Source organism: Micromonospora sp. NPDC005299 (genome assembly GCF_042872345.1).
Classification (GTDB): Bacteria; Actinomycetota; Actinomycetes; order Mycobacteriales; family Micromonosporaceae; genus Micromonospora.
Genome location: NZ_JBIAKG010000002.1, coordinates 564,607 through 584,771, shown reverse-complemented (window position 1 = coordinate 584,771; position 20,165 = coordinate 564,607). Strand labels below are relative to the sequence as shown.

At 77.1% G+C, this 20,165-nt stretch carries 6 protein-coding genes; 5 read left to right on the top strand and 1 reads right to left on the bottom strand.

Features of this window, described 5'->3' with window-relative positions; all coding sequences use genetic code 11:
* Positions 1 to 36: 36 nt before the first annotated feature.
* On the bottom strand, positions 37 to 666 hold the full coding sequence (locus tag ACFYPD_RS07980; protein WP_387110205.1) for a LuxR C-terminal-related transcriptional regulator: 630 nt from the start codon (positions 664 to 666) through the stop codon (positions 37 to 39).
* Positions 667 to 961: 295 nt separating this feature from the next.
* Here ACFYPD_RS07980 and ACFYPD_RS07975 point away from each other — a divergent pair, with 295 nt between their 5' ends.
* Genes ACFYPD_RS07975 through ACFYPD_RS07955 form a run of 5 tightly spaced genes read left to right on the top strand, consistent with a single transcriptional unit; the run spans position 962 to position 20,125 of the window.
* A complete protein-coding gene (locus ACFYPD_RS07975; RefSeq protein ID WP_387110203.1) occupies positions 962 to 5,326 on the top strand; it encodes a peptidoglycan-binding protein in 4,365 nt (1,454 codons plus the stop codon).
* Between the two features lie 28 nt (positions 5,327 to 5,354).
* Positions 5,355 to 8,972: a DUF6603 domain-containing protein gene (locus ACFYPD_RS07970; protein ID WP_387110202.1), complete on the top strand. Its 3,618-nt coding sequence runs from the start codon at positions 5,355 to 5,357 to the stop codon at positions 8,970 to 8,972.
* A gap of 1 nt (position 8,973) precedes the next feature.
* Entirely contained in the window at positions 8,974 to 13,779 is a 4,806-nt protein-coding gene (locus ACFYPD_RS07965; protein WP_387110201.1) for a hypothetical protein, read from the top strand.
* On the top strand, positions 13,776 to 18,287 hold the full coding sequence (locus ACFYPD_RS07960) for a hypothetical protein (protein WP_387110199.1): 4,512 nt from the start codon (positions 13,776 to 13,778) through the stop codon (positions 18,285 to 18,287). The genes ACFYPD_RS07965 and ACFYPD_RS07960 overlap by 4 nt, the downstream gene beginning before the upstream one ends.
* Complete coding sequence (locus ACFYPD_RS07955) at positions 18,284 to 20,125, top strand: hypothetical protein (protein ID WP_387110197.1); 1,842 nt, start codon at positions 18,284 to 18,286, stop codon at positions 20,123 to 20,125. Before ACFYPD_RS07960 ends, ACFYPD_RS07955 begins: the two co-directional genes overlap by 4 nt.
* The last annotated feature ends 40 nt before the right edge of the window (positions 20,126 to 20,165 follow it).

Here is a 20,165-nt window from a genome sequence, read left to right as displayed (position 1 = left end):
GTGACCGCTGCGCAACACCCCGTGATCCGCGTGTCGTCAGATCCAGCACGCGTCCCGGGCCCGCTGAACCGCCTCCCAGCGGCTGCGGGTCCCGGTCTTGCGCAACAGGCTCGACACGTGGTTGCGGACCGTGCCCGGCGCGAGATGCAGCAGCTTCGCGATCTCCGCGGTCCGCAACCCCTTCGCCGCCGCCGCGGCCACCTCGCGCTCCCGTTCGCTGAGCGGGTTCACCGCGGCGTCGAGGGCGGCGAGCGCCGTCAGCGGGTCGATCATCCGCTGCCCGCGGGCGACCGCCCGCAACAGCTCGACCAGTTCCTCCGGCGGCACGTCCGTGGCGACCACCCCGCGGACCCGGGCGCCGAGAGCCCGGCGCAGCACCCGGGCGGTTCGCCGGGCGGTCAGCACGACGACCGCACACGCGTCGGCACCCGGCGGTCCGGTGACCGCGCCCGGGTCGCCCACCGCGTCGAGGTCCACCAGCAGCAGGTCGGGACGGCAGGCGGCGAGCAACGCCGGGACGCTCCGATCCGGCTCGGTCTCGCCGACCACGTCGAAGTCCGGCGTGGCGGCGAGGACCGCGACCACGACCGTCCGCAGCAGGCTCGGCTCCGCGACCACCGCCACCCGCACCGGCGCGGACACCGTCCCATCCCGTACGTCGCCCACCGGGACACCTTGCCCGAAAGGCCGGCGATTAGTCGAGTTCGCTCGGTGCTGTCCCGCGCCCCCGGTCCTAGCGCGCCCTGGCCGCCCGGAACAAGCGGGCGTCGGGTCTCCGTCAGTGAAAAGACCTGAGTGGACGTTCAGCCTGGACGGTCAGGCGGTCCCGCCCGTCGTCGGCCCGATGGTTGTCATCCGGCACGGTCGAACCTTCGCGCTGTTGCGAGGGTGGTCGAGCGGTTACGCAGTGACTTCAATCAAGGCCGGAACGAACACCGGCCGCGGGTGAAGGGAACACCGCATGACCGCTCCGACCGGCCTGCCCCTCGTACTCTGCGGCCCGATCGTGCGCCGCGTCGACCCGACCAACGTCACCGTATTCGTCGCCCTGCGCGCCGAGTGCACGGTGACGCTGACCGTCTTCGCGGTCGGCGCCGCCCCCGGCTACGCCCGCGGCGCCACCGTCGGCACCGGGAGCCGGGCCACCGTCAAGCTCGCCGACCGGCTGCACGTGGCCGCGGTGACCGTCACCGGGGTGACCCTCGCCCCGGGCACCCTCTACGGCTACGACCTGGCGTTCGCCGGCGGGATGAGCGCGGGCAGCCTGTTCGACCCCGACGTGGTCGCCGCCACCGCCGCGGCCGCCCGGACCGCGCTGACCTACCAGGGTCACCCGCAGGCGCCGGCCGCGGTGCCGGCGGTGCCCACCTTCGTCACCCCGCCGACCGACCCGAACCAGCTGCGGATCTTCCACGGCTCGTGCCGCAAGCCGCACGGTGAGGGACAGGACGCCTTCCCCGTCCTCGACCCGATCATCGCGGCCGCCGGCGGGGACCCGGCGCGCCGCCCCCACCAACTCGTTCTCGGCGGCGACCAGATCTACGCCGACGACGTGGCGGATCCGCTGCTCGGCATCATCCACGGCCACGACGCGCTACCGCCCGTCGGCAGCGACCCGGCGGTGCCCGCCTACCAGGGGGTGGCGGCCCGGCTCGGGCTGGCGCCGGAAGCGATGCCGGTCGGCACCAGCTCGCCGCCGACCGACCTGACCTACCTGCCGGGCAAGCGGGCCGTCGCCATTGGCCGGGACGCCAAGTTCACCTCCGGGTACGCCGACAGCCACCTCATGTCGCTGCGCGAGTACCTGTGCATGTACCTGCTGGCCTGGTCGGATGTGCTCTGGCCGACGAGCTGGCCGACCTTCGAGCACGTGCTGCCCGCGGACACCCGGATCCTCAAGGACCCGCAGGACCGCCGGCCCGGCGAGACGGTCTACGACCTGATGCGCGCCGGCCGGCCCTACTCGCCCAGCGCCCAGCAGAAGGAGATCATCGAGCGCTGGGAGCGGTGGCAGCGGCAGGCCCTCGCGCTCACCGGTTTCCGGGCCGGCCTGGCCGCGGTGCGCCGGCAGCTCGCCAACGTGACGACCTACATGGTCGCCGACGACCACGAGGTCACCGACGACTGGAACATGACCCGGTCCTGGGTGACCGACGCGGTGGTCAACTCGGCGCTGGGCCGGCGGATCGTGCGCAACGCGATGGCCGCCTTCGTGGTCTTCCAGGCCTGGGGCAACACCCCGGAGCGGTTCGCCGAGAGCGGCCCCGCCGGGGAGGCCGGCCGGGCCGCGCTCACCGCCCTGCGCGGCTGGTCGGCCGCGCCGAACGACGCCGACGACCTGGCCCTGCGCACCCGGTTGGGGTTGCCCACCGGGGTCACCCCGGAGGGGAAGCTGGCCCGCCCGGCCGGCGCGCTGACCTACCACTACGCGGTGACCTGGCCGCGGTACCAGCTGATCGCGCTGGACACCCGGACCTGGCGGCAGTATCCGGGCGGCCCCGGCCACCCCGGCGGGCTGCTGCTGGACGACAACCCGCTCGACGAGATGCTCACCGGCGGCGGGGTTCTCGGCGACGACGCCGTCACCGTGATCGCCCAGCCGGTGGCGCTGTTCGGCGTGCCGATCCTGGAACAGTTCGCCCAGCCGCTGGCCAAGGCGGCCGCGGGACGGTGGACCGCCGACGCCGAGGACGCCTGGGTGGCCAGCGACGCCGCCGTCCACAAGATCATGGCCCGGCTCTTCGCCGCCGCGCCGCCCGGCCCGGACGGGGTACGCCGCCGGCGGCTGGTGCTGCTCGGCGGGGACATCCACTTCGGCTCGGCCGAGCGGATCCGCTACTCGGCGACGCTCCCCTACGCCTGCGGCCCCGACCGGGCCAAGCCGTACGAGGGGGTCAACCGCACCGAGGGCGTGCTCGCCGGCTTCGTGTCCAGCGCGTTCCGCAACGAGGACACGGCGACGCGGGCGCTGCACGACGTCGGCTACGTGCCGCTGCTCGACGTGACCGGCCGGATCGACCTGGTGGGCTGGGCCAATGAGCTGCCCGACAAGGAGGGCCAGCGGATGCAGGCCGGCGTGCGGGTGACCCTCGGCGCCGACGCCACCACCGGCTGGTGGGTCTCCGGCCGCCCGTCGGTCAGTGACTACGACGCGCTGAAGGTCCTCGGCCGGCAGCCCGAGTGGAACGTGTACGTCCAGTTCCTCCGGCACGACGAGGCCGACCCGGAGGTCCGCCGGGACGGCACCCCGGAGGCCGTGATGGACCCGGCGGGGCTGCCCCGCGACCAGGCGCTCGCCCAGTACCTGGCGGCGGCCCGCAACCTGGACCACTACAAGGGCTCCTGGGGCAACGGCAAGGAGATCGTCGGCCGGAACAACCTCGGTGAGATCACCTTCAACTGGCCGGCCGGCGAGTGCAAGACCGCCACCCAGCGGCTCTGGTGGCACCTGCCCGGGGAGAACCGGGCCGCCGCGCTCACCACGTACACCGTGGACCTGTCGTTCGGCTGCTCGCTGACCACCCCGGCCCCGTACGGCGGGTTCGTGCTGCGCGCCGACGACCAGGACGCCACCGGCAGCGCGCTCGCCCGCTACGACGGGGTGGAGCGGCCGGCGAAGCTGGTCACCGAGCGCTGGGTGAGCCGTCTCCAGCAGGACCTGGCCACGCTGGGCTTCCGCGGCCCCGGGGCGACCGACGGCACGTACGGCCTGATCACCTACTGGGCGGTGCGGGAGTTCCAGGCGTACGCCCGGCGGGAGCGCGCGGCGGTCGAGCCGGCCGGTGCCACGGCGCCCCGGTGGTCGGACCGGCTGCAAGCGGTCGACGTGCCGGAGTCCGAGCGCTACCTCGGGCCGGTCAGCGGGGTGGCCGACCTGGCCACCCAGGTAGCGATCAGGCACTGGCTGGACAAGCGCTGGCGCTGTCCCGTGGTGGTGGAGTCCTGGCAGGTCGCCGGGGACACCCCGCAGCGGCTGGCGCAGCCGAACGTCTGGCTCTTCGACGAGGTCACCGCCACCGACCAGCGGCTCTACTCGCGGGTGGTGACCGGCCGGCCGGCCGGCGCGGGCAACCCCCCGCCCGGGCACCCGGAGCTGATCCGGCTCGGCGCGTACCGGGGGCACGCCACCGACGCCGAGTGGAGCGGGCCGGTGCTCGACCCCGAGTCGGAGGTGCTGCCGGAGGCGCTGCTGCCCCGGCCGCAGGACCACGGCGGCGGCCCGACGCTGACCGTGCTGGCCGCGGCCATCGCGGCCGGCGGCGAGGCCGGCGCCGCTGCCGCGCGCCAGCTCTCCACGTTCAAGGTGCTCCGCGCGGTCGCCGAGAACCGGGTGCCCGACGCGGCCGGCGGCTGGTTCGACGCCGTCGCGGCCGACGACCCGGCGGTGCTCCGGTTCGGCCCGTTCGGCTGGCGGGCGGACGGGCCGCGGACCGCGCCCACCACGCTGCCCCCGGCGCTGGACATCGACGCCGAGCCGGGCGAGATGTGGGCGTACCTGGCCTTCCTGCGGGCCACCGACCGGGACGCGTACGACGCCCTCGCCGGGCTCGGCGGGATCAACGCGGTGCCCGGCTGGGGCAAGGACGGCGGCGGGCTGCTCCACCCGGAGCTGCGGGTGCTGCGGGCCCGCCCGGCGGAGACCGACTCGACCGGCGCCGCCCGCGAGTCCGTGGGCACCACGCTGGAGCTGCTCGGGCTGCGCTCCTGGCACTGGCTGCACCGCTACGCGCTGGCCCTGCGCGGCCACGACGGGGTGCGCCGGGGCCTGTGGGCGGTCGCCCGGCAGCGGCTGCACGACCTGCTCGTCACCGACTGGGACTCGCCGGACCCGGCGGCCACCCCGACGGTGCCCGGGGTGACCGGGGCGGACGGGCAGCCCCGCCGGGCCCGGATCGGGGACCTGTTCACCTCCGAACGGTCGGTCGCCCTGCTCGCCTGCTGGCAGCAGTACCGGGCGCACCAGCTCGTCGCGGTCGGACCGCCGGCCTCGGTGGGTGAGAAGCCGGAGTTCCGCTCCCGGCCCCGGGCGGCCAGCGAGCTGCACACCGTGCTGACCCGGGCCAAGGCGCTGCAGAACTTTGACGGCCCGCCCACCGGGTGGACCGACGCCCACGAGAACGCCCTCATCGGCGCGATCCGGCAGGTGGTGAGCCCCGACGCGCCGGTGGCCACCGCGCTGGCCCGGCTGGTCGACTGGCCCGCCTGGCCGACCGGGCACCGCTACACGCTGCCCGTCCCGGCGCTGCCCGCGGGTGAGCGGACCCTCTCGGCCGCCCGCGGCTCGCTGCGGCTGGACCTGAGCGACCTGCCGCGGGTGACGGCATGACCGGCGGCACGCAAGGACGGGAGCTGCGATGACCGAGCCGAAGAACGTGCTCGCCCTGCTCTGGGACGAGATCCGGCTGTTCGCCGAGCCGGTGCTGGCCGCGTACGACCCGTGGCGGCGGGCCCGGCTGATGCGCGCGCTCGGCTGGGACCTGGAGGCGGTCAGCGGCTTCGACGCCGCCCGCTTCGAGGAGTGGGCGGACACCGTCGGGGACGCCCTGGAGGCGCTCTCGGCGGTGCGCGACGACGCCAAGCTCGACAGCCTCGCCGGCCTCACCAAGCTGGGTGAGGCGGTCGGCGGGGTGGTCGGCAAGATCGGCGACCTGCCGACGGTGAAGAACGGCCTGCCGGACGTGGCCGGGCTCGCCGAGGAGCTGGCCGACGACCTGGTCGACCTGCTGGTGCTGACCTACCTGCTGCGCCGGGCGCCCTGGGTGGTGCCGGTGCTCGATCTGCTCGGCCTGGTCGACCCGGCCGCCGCCAACCCGCCCAGCGCGCCGATGCCGCCGGGCGACTCGCCGGTCCGGCTGCCGAAGCGCCGCGACGAGCTGCACCTGGACCGGGTGGTCGACCTGGTCCGCGACCCCGGCGACTACTTCCGGCAGCGGTACGCCCCGCAGGGGCTGGACACCCCCGAGGGGGTGGCCGAGTTCTCCGCCCGGCTGCTGCCCCGACTGGCCCGGGCGCTGCGGGCCCTCGGCCTCGACGCCGACCAGGGCGTCCGGCCCGACCTCGGTCCCGACCAGGGCGAGGTCGGCCGGCGCCTGGCCGACAGCCTGCTGCGGCTGCGGTTCAGCGGCCTGCGCACCCCCGACGGCACGCCGCCGCCCGGGGCCGGGCTGGCGCCCTGGAACCCCACCTTCGGCCTCGGTGCCACCCTCGGACTGGCCAGTTGGGACGGCCGGTTCACGGTGATCCTCGCCCCGACCGGCGAGGCGCGCCTGGACGGCGCGATCGGCAGGTGGACCGTCGCCACCGAGTTGAGCGGCGCCGGACCGGCCCTGGCCATCAACAGCACGGGCGTGACCTTCAGCGGCGACGCCGCGGTGGTGAAGTGGGCCGCCGAGGTCGCCCGGATCGCCCCGGCCGGGCAGCCCGGCTGGATCCTCGGCTCCCCTGGCGGCACCCACCTTGCCGTCGAGCAGCTCGTCATCGGCGGCCGGGCCACCCTCGGCGCCGGCCGCGACGACGTCGAGCTGAGCATCCGCGCCGGCCGGGCGGAACTGGTGGTCCGGGCCGGCGACGGCGACGGCCTGCTGGCCAAGCTGCTCCCCGCCGACGGGTTGCGGGTCGGCCTCGACCTCGGCCTGGCCTGGTCGATGCGGGGCGGGCTGCACCTGTCCGGGGCGGCCGCGCTCGCCGCCGAATATCCGGTGCACCTGTCCTGGCACGGGCTGGGCCTCGAGGGGCTGCGGATCGCGCTGGAGGCGTCCACCGCCACCCGCGCGGTGAGCCTGACCCTGACCACCACGGTCCGGGCCACGCTGGGCCCGCTGCACGCCGTGGTGCAGAACATCGGCGTCGCGGCCGACCTGACCTTCCCGCCCGCGCTGCCCGCCGAGTCCGGGGACCGGGCCACCGGCGGCAACCTGGGCGCCGCCGACCTGCGCCCCCGGTTCAAGGGCCCGGACGGCGTCGGGCTGCGGATGGACAACGGCATCGTCTCCGGCGGCGGCTACCTCTTCGTCGACGAGGCCCGCGGCATGTACGCCGGGGTACTCCAGCTCGGCATGACCTCCACCACGCCGCTGGCCCCCATGAAGGGCTTCCGGCTCCAGGCCACCGCGATCCTGAACACGCGCAACCCGGACGGCAGCCGGCTCACCGAGGCCGACGGCGGGCACACCTTCTCGCTGCTGCTGGCCGGCACGTACGAGTGGTTCCCCGGGCTGATGCTGTTCTGGGGCATCTCCATCACCGGCCTGGGCCTGGTCGTCGGCTGGAACCGGCGGACCAACCCGGAGGAGGTGCGCAACGCCGCCCGCGCCGGCACCCTGGACGCCCTGCTCTTTCCCCAGGACCCGGTCGGCAACGCGCCCGCGGTCATCGCCACGCTGAGCCGGATCTTCCCGGTCGACACCACCGGCACTGTGCTCGGCGCAATGGTCCGGCTCAACTTCCTCGCCGGCCAGGTCGTCGCCGACCTGGCGGTGTTGGTCGAGTTCCCCGACCCGGTGCGCATCCTGCTGCTCGGCAAGCTGGTGATCGACTTCAAGGAGGCCGGGAAGTTCCGGCTCGACTCGGCCGGCATCGTGGACTTCGCCAAGCGGGAGATCAGCGTCGACGCCGCGCTGATCGACTCGAAGCTGTTCGGTCGGCCGGTCTCCGGCGAGATGGCGCTGCGCGCCCGGTGGGGCGCGGGCAGCACCTTCGCGGTCTCCATCGGCGGCTTCCACCCGCGCTACAACCCACCGCCGGGCTTCCCACCGGTCAAACGGTTCGCCATCGCCCTGCAGAAGTCGGGCAAGGGGTTGAACCTGACCGCGTACCTCGCGGTGACCAGCAACACCGCCCAGTTCGGCGCGGAGCTGAAGCTGCACTTCGAGGGCGGCGGGTTCGTCCTCGACGGCCGCGCCTGGCTGGACGTGATGTTCCAGTTCAAGCCGTTCTGGTTCACCGCCGAGATCGGCGCCACGGTGTCGCTGAAGTTCAAGGACAAGGAGCTGCTGGCGGTCAACCTGCTGGTCGGGATCAGCGGTCCCGGCCCGTGGAAGGCGTGGGGCGAGGCGCGCATCAGGTTCCTGTTCTGGGAGGTGTCGGCGAAGTTCAGCTGGACCGACGGGGACACCGCCGCGGCCGACGAGCCCACCTCCGTCGACGCCGGGGAGGCGCTGCGCGCGGCGCTGTCCGCCCCGGATGCCTGGGAGGTCCGGCCGGCCATCACCGCCGGGGAGCCGGTGACCCTGCGCGACCTGGCCGGCTGGAGCGGCCCGGTGCTGCTGCAACCGGGCGCCCTGCTCTCGGTGCGGGAGAACGTGCTGCCGCTGGACACCGACCTGTCCCGGATGGGCACCTCGCGGATCAGCGGCCCGAACCGGTTCACCCTGACCGGGGTGAGCGTCGGGGCCGGCGACGACACGCTGGCCGGCGCGCTGGGCGAGCCGGTCGAGGACGACTTCGCCCCCGGCCAGTTCCGCGACCTGTCGCCCGAGGAGCAGCTCACCACCCCCGGGTTCGTCCGCCTGGCGGCCGGCCGCACGGTGGCGCTGCCCGACGGCACGGCGCTGCCCGACACCGCGCTCACCGCGTTCGCCGCGCTGAGCGACGACTCGGCGTACGACCGGATCGTCATCGACGACCCGGACGCCGCCGGCCGGCCGCTGCCCGCGGCGCGCGGCCTGGCCGCGGCCCGCGGCGGCGACCTGCTGGCCCGGTTCGCGGCCACCGCGCCCGCCGCGTTCGCCGGCAGCCGCCGCGCCGGGCCGGCCCGGTTCACCGGCCCGGCCCTCGGCCTCGCCGACGCCCGCCCCGGCGACGCCGGATTCACCGGGTCCGCGCCGCGGCGCGCCGCCGCCCGGGGGCCGGTGCCCGCGCCGCGTACCGCGGCCGACGCCACCGAACCGCCCCGCCGTGCCGGAACGCTGCGCCGGCCCCGGGTCCGCGTGCCGCGCCCCCGGATCGTCCCCGCCGAACTGGAGGTCCGCTGACATGGGTGGCCTGCGTTTCCTGCCCTGGGTACGCGACGGCGTCGCCCGCGTCGTCGCCGACACCGACCCGCTCGCCGGGGCCCTGCCGCGCGCCCGGTCCGCGGTCGACCTCACCGTCACCGCGCTGGGCACCGAGACCGCGACCGGGGCGACCCGGGAGATCACCGGCACCTCGACGGCGCTGCTGCACGGCCCCGGCGACGTGGTCGGCGTGGACCCCGAGGAGATCATCCGCAGTTTCCCCGCCCCGGGCGCGGAGAACGTCGAGGTGTCGATGTTCGCGGCCGTCGAGTTCGACCGCCCCGACCTGCCCTGGCTCTACACCCCGGCCCGGCCGGACGCCAACGGCGGGCTGCGCCCCTGGCTGGTGCTGGTCGTCGTGCCGCTCGACGGCGGTGGCGAGCTGCGCACCGAGGCCGGTCAGGCGCTGGCCCGGCTGGCCACCACCGTCCGGCAGCTGCCGGCGCTGGCCGAGTCGTGGTCCTGGGCGCACGCCCAGGTGCTGGTCGCCACCGAGGACGAGGACGTCGCCGGGGTGATCGCCAGCGCGCCGGAGCGGACCCTGTCCCGGCTGGTCTGCCCCCGCCGGCTCGCCGCCGGCGCCGAGTACCTGGCCGCGGTGGTCCCGGCGTTCGAGGCGGGCGTACGGGCCGGACTCGGCGAGCCGGTGGTCGACACGGGACCCCTCGCCCCGGCCTGGGGACCCGGGTCCGGCCACCCCGGGCCGGACGACGCCGTGCTGCTGCCCGTCTACCACCACTGGACCTTCCGCACCGGGCCGGACGGCGACTTCGAGTCCCTCGCGCGCCGGCTGCGGGCCCGGCCGCTGCCGGCCGACGTCGGCCGGCAGCCGGTGGACGTCGCCGCGCCCGGCGGCGGCCTGCCGGCGCAGGCCGAGGAGGGCGTCGAGGGCCGGTCGGTGCTCGGCTTCGAGGGCGCGCTGGCCTCGCCCGCGATGACCCCGACCGCCTGGGCCGACGACGTCCGCGCCGCCTGGCAGGGCGCCCTGACCGGACTGCTGCGGCACTCCGCCGACCGGCTCACCCCGCCGCTCTACGGCGACCTGCACAGCCAGGAGACCCAGCTCCCCGCACCCGGCGCGGAACCCCGCTGGCTGGCCGGGCTGAGCCTGGACCCGCGGCACCGCGCCGCCGCCGCGCTCGGCACCCAGGTGGTGCAGCGGCACCAGGAGGACCTGGCGGCGGCGGCCTGGCAGCGGGCCGCCGAGATCCGCGAGGCCAACGAGCAGCTGCGCCGTGGCCAGGCCGCCCGGGACACCGCCGAAGCCCTGTACGCCCGCCGGGTCGACCCGGACGCGCCCGGCGCGACGGTCGGCGACGACCGGCTGGTCGCCCTCACCCGGCCGGTGCACGACCTGGTCGAGGTGCCGCAACCGGGCCTGGCCGCCGACACCGCCGAGCCGCTGGACCGGCGCCTCGCCGGCAACCCGGGCGCGGCGGCGGCGACCTCCGCGTCGGTGCGCCGGCTGCTGCGCCCGCGCGGCCCCCTCGCCCGGCGGGTCGACACCGACGGCGCGGCGGCGCTGACCCGGCTGGCCGGCGGCGCCAGCGCCGTGCCGGCCGCCCGGGTGCCGGCCGGCGGCGCCGTGCTGGACGCGCTGGTCAGCGGCGGGCGCGGGGTGGGCGACCTGACCCGCGCGGTGATCGAGGCGGCCGCCGCGAACCCGTGGTGGCACACCGCCGCCACCGGCGTACGCGCCCTCGCCGCCCCGCCCACCGCGCTGGCCGCCGACGACCCGGTCACCCGGGTGGTGACCAACGGCGGCGACCTGCTCACCGGGGACCGGTTCTTCCTCGGCGCGGCCGACGGCCGGCTGTTCGAGCGGCGCCGGCTCGGCCCGGACCGGTGGGTGTGGCGGGACCACGGCGCCCCGCCCGGAACCGCGGTGGCCACCTCCGGCGCCGTCCTGGCCCCCGGCCGGGTGTACGTGCGGACCCGCGACAGTCGGCTCTTCGAGCGGAGCTGGGACGGCGACCGCTGGGTGTGGACGGACTGCGGCGCACCGGCCGGCGGCGTGCACAGTCGCCCGGCGGCCGGCGGCGGGCTGATCTACGTGCTCGGCGGCGACACCGCGCTGTGGCGGTTCGACCCGACGGCCCGCTCCTGGACCTCGCTGGGCACCCCGGTCGGCGGCAACGAGCGACTCTGGGGCACGCCCCGGCCGTCCTTCGTCGGCGTCCTCGTCGCCACCAGCAGCAACCGGCTGTTCGCCCACAACGGGCAGTGGCGGGGGTTCACCGGCCCGGCCACCTGGGGCTCCCCGGCCGCCGAGCACCCCTACCCCAACCGGCAGTACGGGATCGAGTACGTCACGCCGGACGGCCGGCTGGTGTCGCTGTTCGCGGACGGGTCGACGTACCTGCACGACCCGGCGCCCGAGGGCCGCCGGGTGGTGTCGCTGGCCCAGGAGGCGGCGCCGTTCGGCAACGAGGAGGAACTGGCGATCGTCACCCTCGGCGCGAACCCGACCAACGCGGCCGACGACCGCCTGATGACCCGCTACCTCTGGTACCACGACATCCAGGAGCGCTACCTCTGGGCCTGGCGCACCGAGACCACCCAGGTCCCGGCCGGCGGGCTCGGCGCGCACCGGCCCGGACCGCTGGTCGGCGACTCGCGCGACGGCGAACTCTTCGCGGTCACCGCGGACGGCCGGCTCACCTCGTGGCGCTGGGGTTACCCGCGGCCGACCGCCTGGGTCGACCACGGCACGCCCGCCGACCCGCGGGGCGGCGGACCGGCCGACGCGCCCGCGCCGGCGCACGTGCGGTTCGCCCCGAAGGTGGGGCTGCTGTCCTCGCTGGTCTTCACCCACACCGTCACCCAGGGCGCCGGCAGCCGGGCGCGTACCCAGGTCGCCCACAGCCTCGCCGAGGACGGCGCGGTACGGGAGCCGGCGCTCACCGCCGCGGTGGACGGGCCGGCCGTCCCGGCGGTCGCCCGGGCCACCGCCACCACCCTCGGCGCCGTGCTGCCCACCGCCCGGCCCACCCTGGTCACCGCCGCCCTGCTGCCCGGCACGGCGGCCGGCACCTGCCGCATCGCGTACTGGGTGGGGCGGGAGGCGGACGCGAACGGGTCGGCGGCGGGCGGCTGGACCGGGCCGTTCGAGCTGCCCGACCCGGTCAGCGCGGAGGCCGCCGGGCTCGACGTGGCCCTGGCCGACCTGGACGGCGACGGCCGGCCCGAGCTGATCGTGGCCTACGCGGTGAACCGTGCCGGCCGCACCGACAACCAGGTGTTCTACCGGATCGGCTGGCGGCTGGACGAGACCGGCGCGGTCGCCGACGGCTGGACCGACTCGCTGCCCACCCCGATGCAGCTCGGTTCCGTCAACGCGGTCGGCGTCGACGTGGTCGACATGACCGGTGACCAGACGCCGGACCTGCTGGTCTTCGCCGCCGGTGCGGTGGGCGGCACGCCGGTGGCCCGCTACCTCACCGGGAAGGGCGTCAACCGGCGCGGCCGGGTCGTCGGCGGGTGGACCGTGGCCCGGCCGGTGCCGGACGAGGCGGCGTTCGCGACCGCGGAGGGGGCCGGCGTGGCGGTCGCCGACATCACCGGCACCCGCCGCCCCGACCTGGTGGTGGCCCGGCGCAACGGCGCCACCGTCACCTGGCGGGCCGCCTTCGACCTCGACCCCGACGGCGTCCCGGTGAGCTGGACCGCCGCCCTCACCGCGACCGGCGCCGCCGACGCGGGCGCCCGCGGCTGCGCGGTCACGGTCGCCGACCTGCGCGCCGACCTGGTCGCCGACCGGGCGAGGATGGGCGACGACTTCATGGCCGCGGCCGCCGCCCACCAGGGCCGGCTCGCCCCGGCGCAGGCGCTGGCCCGCGACCACCACCCGGCCCCGGTCGCGCTGGACGACGCCGCCGCCGCGGTCCGCGAGACGGTCCGCCCGGAGACCGCCGTGGCCGGCGAGGTGCTGGCCGGGCTCACCCTCGGCGACGGCGACCTGGTCGACGCCCTGCCGGACAGCGGCGACCCGCTGCGCCGGCTGCTCGCCGGGGTCACCTTCGACGTGCCCGCCTACGAGCTGCTGCGCGGGCTGTCGCAGGAGCACGTGGTGCCGAACCTGCCGGCCGTGGCGCCGGAGACGATGACCGCGCTGGCCGCCAACCCGCGCTTCATCGAGGCCTTCCTGGTCGGGCTCAACCACGAGATGAGCCGGGAGATGCTGTGGCGGGAGTTCCCCGCCGACCCGAGGCAGACCTGGTTCCGGCAGTTCTGGGACGTCCGCGGCGCCGTGTCGGCCGGCGCGCCGCTGACCGACATCCCGCCGCTGACCGACCCGGCCTGGCGCAACGGGCCGCTCGGCAGCCACCTGACCGCGGTGGGCGCGCCCGGCGAGCAGTCGCTGGTGCTGGTCATCCGCGGCGAGCTGCTGCGCCGCTACCCGTCCACGGTGGTCACCATGCGGGCGGCCACCTGGACCGGCGCCGAGGAGCGCACCCCGACCGGGCCGGACGTGCTGCCGATCTTCAACGCCTGGCTCTCCCCCGACCTGCTGCTGTTCGGCTTCCCGTACACGGCCGAGGTGGCCCGCGGGGCGGCCCGCCCGGACGACGGGGCGGCCGGGCACTTCTTCGTGCTCCGCGAGCAGCCCGCCGCGCCCCGCTTCGGGGTGGACCTCACCGGCGACCCGCCGCCGCCGGACGCGGTGGTGTTCGCCGCCCGGCAGGGCCGCAACGCCGCCGACACCGCCCGCGCGGTGCTGCAACGCCCCGTCCTCCTGGCCCGCCACGCCAGTGACCTGCTACCGACGCCGGAGAGCCAGTCATGAGCACCTCGACGTACGCCGCCGACCGGCCGCCGCTGTCCGGCGCGCTGACCGGAACACCGTGGACCCTGACCGCCGCCGCCCCGGCCGTGCTGCTCCCGGTCCGCCTGGAGACCCGGTTCGCCGGCGCCACCCTGAAGATCCGCGTCTACCCCGACCAGATCCACGTGGACGACCACGAGCCCGGGCTGACCGTGGAGGAGATCGCGGCCGGGCGGGCGTACTGGGGGGACGGGCGGCCGGGCGGGCCGACGGGCAACCCGGACGAGGCGGCCTGGACCGACCTGGTCCGCCGCTTCGGCGCGCCCCGGGCCGGCTGGATCGCCCGGGTCCTCGAACCGGTCGGCGGGGTCTTCCCCGACCCGCTGCCCCGCACCGGGCCCTGGTGCGAGCCGGCCCGGGCCCGGCTGTTGCCCACCCAGTGGTACGCGGTCGGCCGCACCGCCGGCGGCAGGCTGATCAGCGGCACCTCCGACCCGGTGACCCGGGACCTGGCGGTCGGTCCCAGCCCGGTGCCCGACACCGCGGCCGGCACCATCGACCCGGCCGACGAGGCGCTGCCGATCGACGCCGGGATGCGCTGGACGGTCGACTTCGCCGCCGCCAAGGCCGCCGGCATGGCATTCACCGTGACCGTGCCGCTCGACGCCAAGGGCGAGCCGGAGCGGATCGAGCGGCTGGTGGTGTTCGGCCTCGACGCCGTCACCGGCCCGGCCGGGTCGGCCCGGGCGCTGGCCCGGCTGCTCGAGGCGCACGCCGCCACCGATGGGCTGGCCTTCCTCGCCCCCGACACCCCGACCAACAACACCGGCACGGACGCACCGGCCGCCGCGCCGACCGTCGCGGCGGTGTCCACCGCGGACAGCGCCGCCGGGGCCGCCGCGCCCGAGGCGGCCGCCGCGCTGGCCGCCGCCGCGCTGGGCGTCCCGTTGACCGCCGCGCCGGACGACGCCCTCACGGCCGCCCGCCGCGCCCCGGCCCGCGCCGGCGCGCCGACCGGGCTGGCCCGCGGCGGCGGCGCCACCGCCGTCGACCGGCCCGCCGGGCGGCTGGTCCGCCGGCTGCTCTGGCCGGCCAGCTTCGGCGGCCTGCTGCGCCACCTGCTGCCGGTGGCCACCCCGGCCGAGCGGGCCGCGGTCCGCGCGCACTTCGTCGCGCACGTGCACGCCGAGGGTCCGCTGCCGACGCTGCGGATCGGCCGGCAGCCGTACGGGCTGCTGCCGGTGGCCAGTCTGCGGGACTGGCAGCCGGCCGGGCCGGGCGAGGCGAAGGCGGTGGCGCTGCTGACCAACCTGTGGCGCAAGGTCTGGCTCGCCTCCCCCGTGCCGCGGATCGTGCCCGGCCTGGCCGACCCGGAGGCCACCCTGCTGGAGATCCTCGGCACCGACGCCCGGGTGCTGGAGGTGCGGGCCCGCAGCATGCTCGGCAACGAGTACGTGAGCTGGCTGTGGCGCTTCGCCCGGCTGGGCCTCGGCCCGGACTGGCGGGAGCAGGTGGTCGAGCCCGCCCGGGACCTGCTCGCGGCGCTCGGGCTGGGCGCTCCCACCGACCCTCGGCTGTCCCTGGCGGTCTTCGCCAAGCAGGCGTACGCGCTGGGCACCCCGTTGCTGGACGGGCCCGGCGCGCCCCGGGCGGGGCGGGTGCGGGCGTACCTGGACGCGCTGGCCGCGGTCGGGCTGCGCGGCGACGAGGTGCCGGCCGCCCCCGGCGGCGGGCCGGTGCCGCTGTTCCACCGGCTGTTGCGGGCGGCCCTGATCGCCGAGCACTCGGCCGCCGCGGACGCGTTCGCCGCCGAGGCGAACCTGCCCGGTGCGGCGGAGCTGCCCGAGCCGGAGCTGGTCGACATCCGGCCGCACGAGCGCACCTCGGTGCTGCGCCGGCGGCTCGCCCTGCCGGTGCCCGGCACGGACCAGACCGTCGGCCCCTACCTGGCCGGCGGCTCCACCGACCCCCGGCAGGTGCGGGCCACCGCCGACCTGCGGGACTTCCGCACCGCGCTGACCGGGCTGCGCGACGCCCTCGACGACGGCCTGCCCGTCGCCGACCTGGGCCGGCACGTGGCGGGCACGCTCGGGCTGGCCAGTCACCGGCTGGACGCCTGGATCACCTCGCTGGCAACCCGCCGGCTCGCCCAGGTGACCGCCGGCCCGGCGCCCGGTGTGCACGTCGGCGGCTACGGCTGGGTGGTCGACCTCGCGCCGGCCGGCAAGCCGACCATGGTGGACCGGCCCGCGGACATCCCCGCGTCGGTGGCTCCGCCGACGCTGCCGCTCGCGCCCACCGGTGCCGGCCACGTGCACGCGCCCTCCCCCGCGCAGGCGGTGACCGCCGCGGTGCTGCGCAGCGCGTCGCGCAGCCACGGCGGCGACCGGGCCCTCGCGGTGGAGCTCTCCTCGCGCCGGGTCCGCCTCGCCGAACAGCTCCTCGACGGCGTCCGCGCCGGGCAGAGCCTCGGCGCGCTGCTCGGCTACCGGTTCGAGCGCGGCCTGCACGACCACCCGGCCGGCCCGTGGGACCAGCTGCTGCCCGCCCTGCGCCGGCTCGCACCGGTCCGCGCCCACCGGCTCGACCCCGCCGAGGACGGCCGCACCCGGGTCGCGGTCACGGTCGAGTCGACGGCCATAGTGGACGGTCTGGAGCTGCACCGGCTGCACACCGCCGGCGGGCTCGACGGCTGGCTGGCCGCCCGGCCGGCCGGCGAACGCGCCGCGGTCCGGGACGTGCTCGCCGACCTGGCCGAGGCGGTCGACGCGGTCTCCGACACGCTGCTCGCCGAGAGCGTGCACCAGCTCGCCCTGGGCGACACGAACCGGGCCGCCGCGGCCGTGGACGCCGCCTCCGGCGCGGCCACCAACCCGCCCGAGCTGCACGTCACCCGGACCCCGGCGACCGGCGCGGCGCTGACCCACCGGGTGCTGCTGCTGGTGAACGTGGACGGGCGCTTCGACCGGCTCCGCCAGGACTGGCCTGCGGCCCGCGGCCACCACCCGCGGCTCGCCGGGGCCGCCGTGGACGCCCTCGCCAGCATGCTGCTGCCACCGTCGTTCCGGGTGTTCTGGCGCTACCGGTGGCACGCTCCGGACGGAGTCACCGCCACCGTCTGGCGGCCCGCCAGCCTGGACCGGATGCAGATCCCGGCGGTGGACCTGCTCGCCGCGCCGCCGCACCCCGGCCGGCCCGACGACGCCGAGCTGGACCGGCGAATCGCCCTGGACGCCTGGGGTCCGCTGCGGCCCGCCGAGGTCCGCGACGACTGGACCCTCGAACTGGACTACGACCGGGACCCCGCCTGGCCGCTGGAGCGGGTCAGCCTCGCCGAGTTCCTGCACGCGGTCACCGTGCTGCGCGACCTGTTCGGCCGGTCCCGGCCGGCGGTCGCCGCCGACCTCGGCGTCGACCCGTCGGTTCCGCCCCAGATGGACGCGACCACCCGGGCGCAGGCCGACGAGACCTGGCAGGCGGCCCGGCAGGCCGCCGCCGGGCTGGCCGCGCTGCCCGCACCGGACGCGGCCGGCTGGGACGAGCCGACCGCCCGGAACCTGCTCACCGTAGCCGCGGGCCTCGGCGTGGTCGGCGCGGTGCCCCCGCCCGCCCGGCCGGGTGTGGCGGGCGCGGTCGCGGACACCGCGGCCACCGCCCGGTTCGAGCTGGACCGCCGGCTCGCCGCGCACTGCCGGGTCCTCGCCGAGCTGCACGACCGCATCCCCTGCCCGCCCGGCGGCTGCACCTGCGACCCGGCCACCGACTTCGACCGGCCGGACGCCCCGCCGGCCCGCCGCCGGGAGGCACAGATCGCCCGGGTGCGCGCCCTGCTCGGCCCGGACATGCCGGTGCTGCCCAAGGCGATCGCGCCGGAACCGGCCCAGCTGGCCACCGCGCTGGCCGCCAGCGACGCGCTCCAGGGCGGGTCACCCCATCCGGTACGCCGCTGGCTGTCCCGCTACGGCCGGGTGCGCCCCGCCGTCGGCCGGCTCCAGGAGGTGCTCACCAGCGCCGACGCGCTCGACGCCGGGGGCGTGGTGCGGGTGCCCGCCACGGTCACGGTGGCGCAGCTGCCGTACGCCCCGGGCGACCGCTGGGTCGGCGAGGCGGCGCCGAAGGCCGGCACCGAGCCGCTGTCGCTGGTGGTGGTCGCCCCCGGCGGGATCGACCCGACCCGCCCCGTGCAGGGCGTCGTGGTCGACGAGTGGACCGAGGTGGTGCCGGCCGAGCAGGTGCAGACCGGGCTCACCTTCGAGTACGACGCGCCCGGCGCGGCCGCCCCGCAGGCGGTGCTGCTCGGCCTGGCCCCGCAGGGCGCCACGAACTGGCAGCCGGCCGGTCTGGCGCAGGTGCTGGACGAGGCGCTGGACCTGGCCCTGGCCCGGGCCGTCGACCTGGACTCGCTCGGCGCGGCCGGGCAGTTCCTGCCCGCCCTCTACTTCCCCACCAACGTGGCCGAGACCACGACCACCACCGACTTCGTGCCGGACGCGACGCTGACGCCGCAGGGCGGACAGGAGGCCCGATGACGACCGTCGAAGAGCAGCTCACGGTCACCGATCCGCCGTCGGTCACCACCTGGACCCGGCTGGAGCCGCGGACCCGGCGGGCCGACCTGGCGCCGGCCGTGGACGCCCGGATCGCCGACCCGCTCTGGCTGCTCGCCCGCCAGTGGCAGCTCGGCGAGTTCACCGGCGAGGACGCCGGCTCCCCGGTCACCGCCCGGGTGCACGCCGAGGTCGCCCGGTTCACCCGATACCGGCCCGGCCCGTACGCCGGTGCGGTCGGGCTGCCCGCGGGGGTGCCGTGGGAGGCGCTGGTGGAGCGGGAGCCGGCGGCGACCGCCGGGGACCTGCGCCACGCCGTGGAGAGCGGCCAGCACCTGCTGCGGCTGCTGGCCGCCGCCGGGGCGGGTGAGCTGGCCGGCCGGGTGTGCGCCACGTACCCGGTGCCGGCGACCCCGCCCGACGGCGCCTCGGCGGCCGACCCGGAGACGGTCGGCTACCTGCGCATCGCCGCTGGCCGGGTGCCGCACGGCGACCTGGCGCTGCGGGCCTGCGCCGAGGGGCGGTTCGCCCGCGAGGTCGCGGTGCCGGCGGCGCTCGCCGCCGCCGTGGACCGGGCCGTCGCCGAGTGGTACGCCTGGCTGGGCGTCCCCGCGCGACCGGCCGGACCCCGACCCGGCTACCTGCTGCAACTGCCCGCCGTGCTGGCGCCGGGCGGCACCCGGCCGGCCGCGCCGCCGTGGCCGCCGGCCGACTTCACCCCGCTGTTCAGCACGCCCGGCCTGGAGGGGTCGGCGTGGCTGCGGGAGCGGCTGGAGCACGAGGCGGCCGTCGCCGCCCACGACGGCCGGGCCGAACTGGTCCTCACCGCCCACGAGTACGACGGGAACCGGCTGGACTGGTACCACTTCGACCACGAGCCGGGCACCACGCTGGAGGCCCGGCCGGCCGTCCAGGACGTGGTGAAGGTGCTGCTGCCCACCCCGGTCGCGTACGCCGGCATGCCGTCCACCCGGTTCTGGGAGCTGGAGGACGCCCGGGTCAACCTGGCCGGCATCGGCGCCGGGGCGGGTGATCTGGCCCGGATGTTCGTGCTGGAGTACGGCCTGGTCTACGCCAACGACCACTTCCTGCTCCCGCTGGAACTGCCGGTCGGTTCGGCCACCCGGGTGCGTTCGCTGCTGGTCACCGACACCTTCGGCACCCAGACGCTGGTGCCGGCCGCCCCCGAGGGCGTCGCGCTGTTCCGGCCCGCCGGGGCCACCGGCGGCGGAACGGCCGACGTGCTGGTCCTGCCCGCGACCGCGGCCACCACCCTGGACTCGGCGCCGGTGGAGGAGGTCCGGCTCGGCCGGGACGAGACGGCCAACCTGGCCTGGGCGATCGAGCGGACGGTCACCGGCGCCACCGGCCGGCCGATCGACCGCGCCGCCCAGGTGGGCCGGGCGGCCGTGCCGCCGCGTCCGCCGGCCGACCCCGACGCCGACGTGCCGGCGCTGTCGTACGCCTTCGCCACCACCGTGCCGGAGAACTGGGTGCCGCTGCTGCCCGGCCCGACGCAGGACCGCCCCGACGTGGTCCGGCTGCGCCGGGTGCCCCTGCAACAGCCGAACCGGGACGGCGCGCCGGTCGCAGTGACCGGCTACAGCCGGCTGCTCGACTGGCGCGAGCGGGACGGCCGCCTCGTCGAGCTGGCCTTCCCCGAGGAGGAGGTGCCCCGCGCCGGCAGCCGGGTGCTGCGCCGGTGGCAGCTGGCCCGGTGGGCCGACGGCTCGGTGCACCTCTGGCTCGGCCGTACCCGCCACCTCGGCGCGGGCGAGGTCTCCAGCGGCCTGCGCTACGACACCGTCCAACCGCGCTGACCATCCCGCCCGCGACCGACACAGACAGCGGAGAACTGCT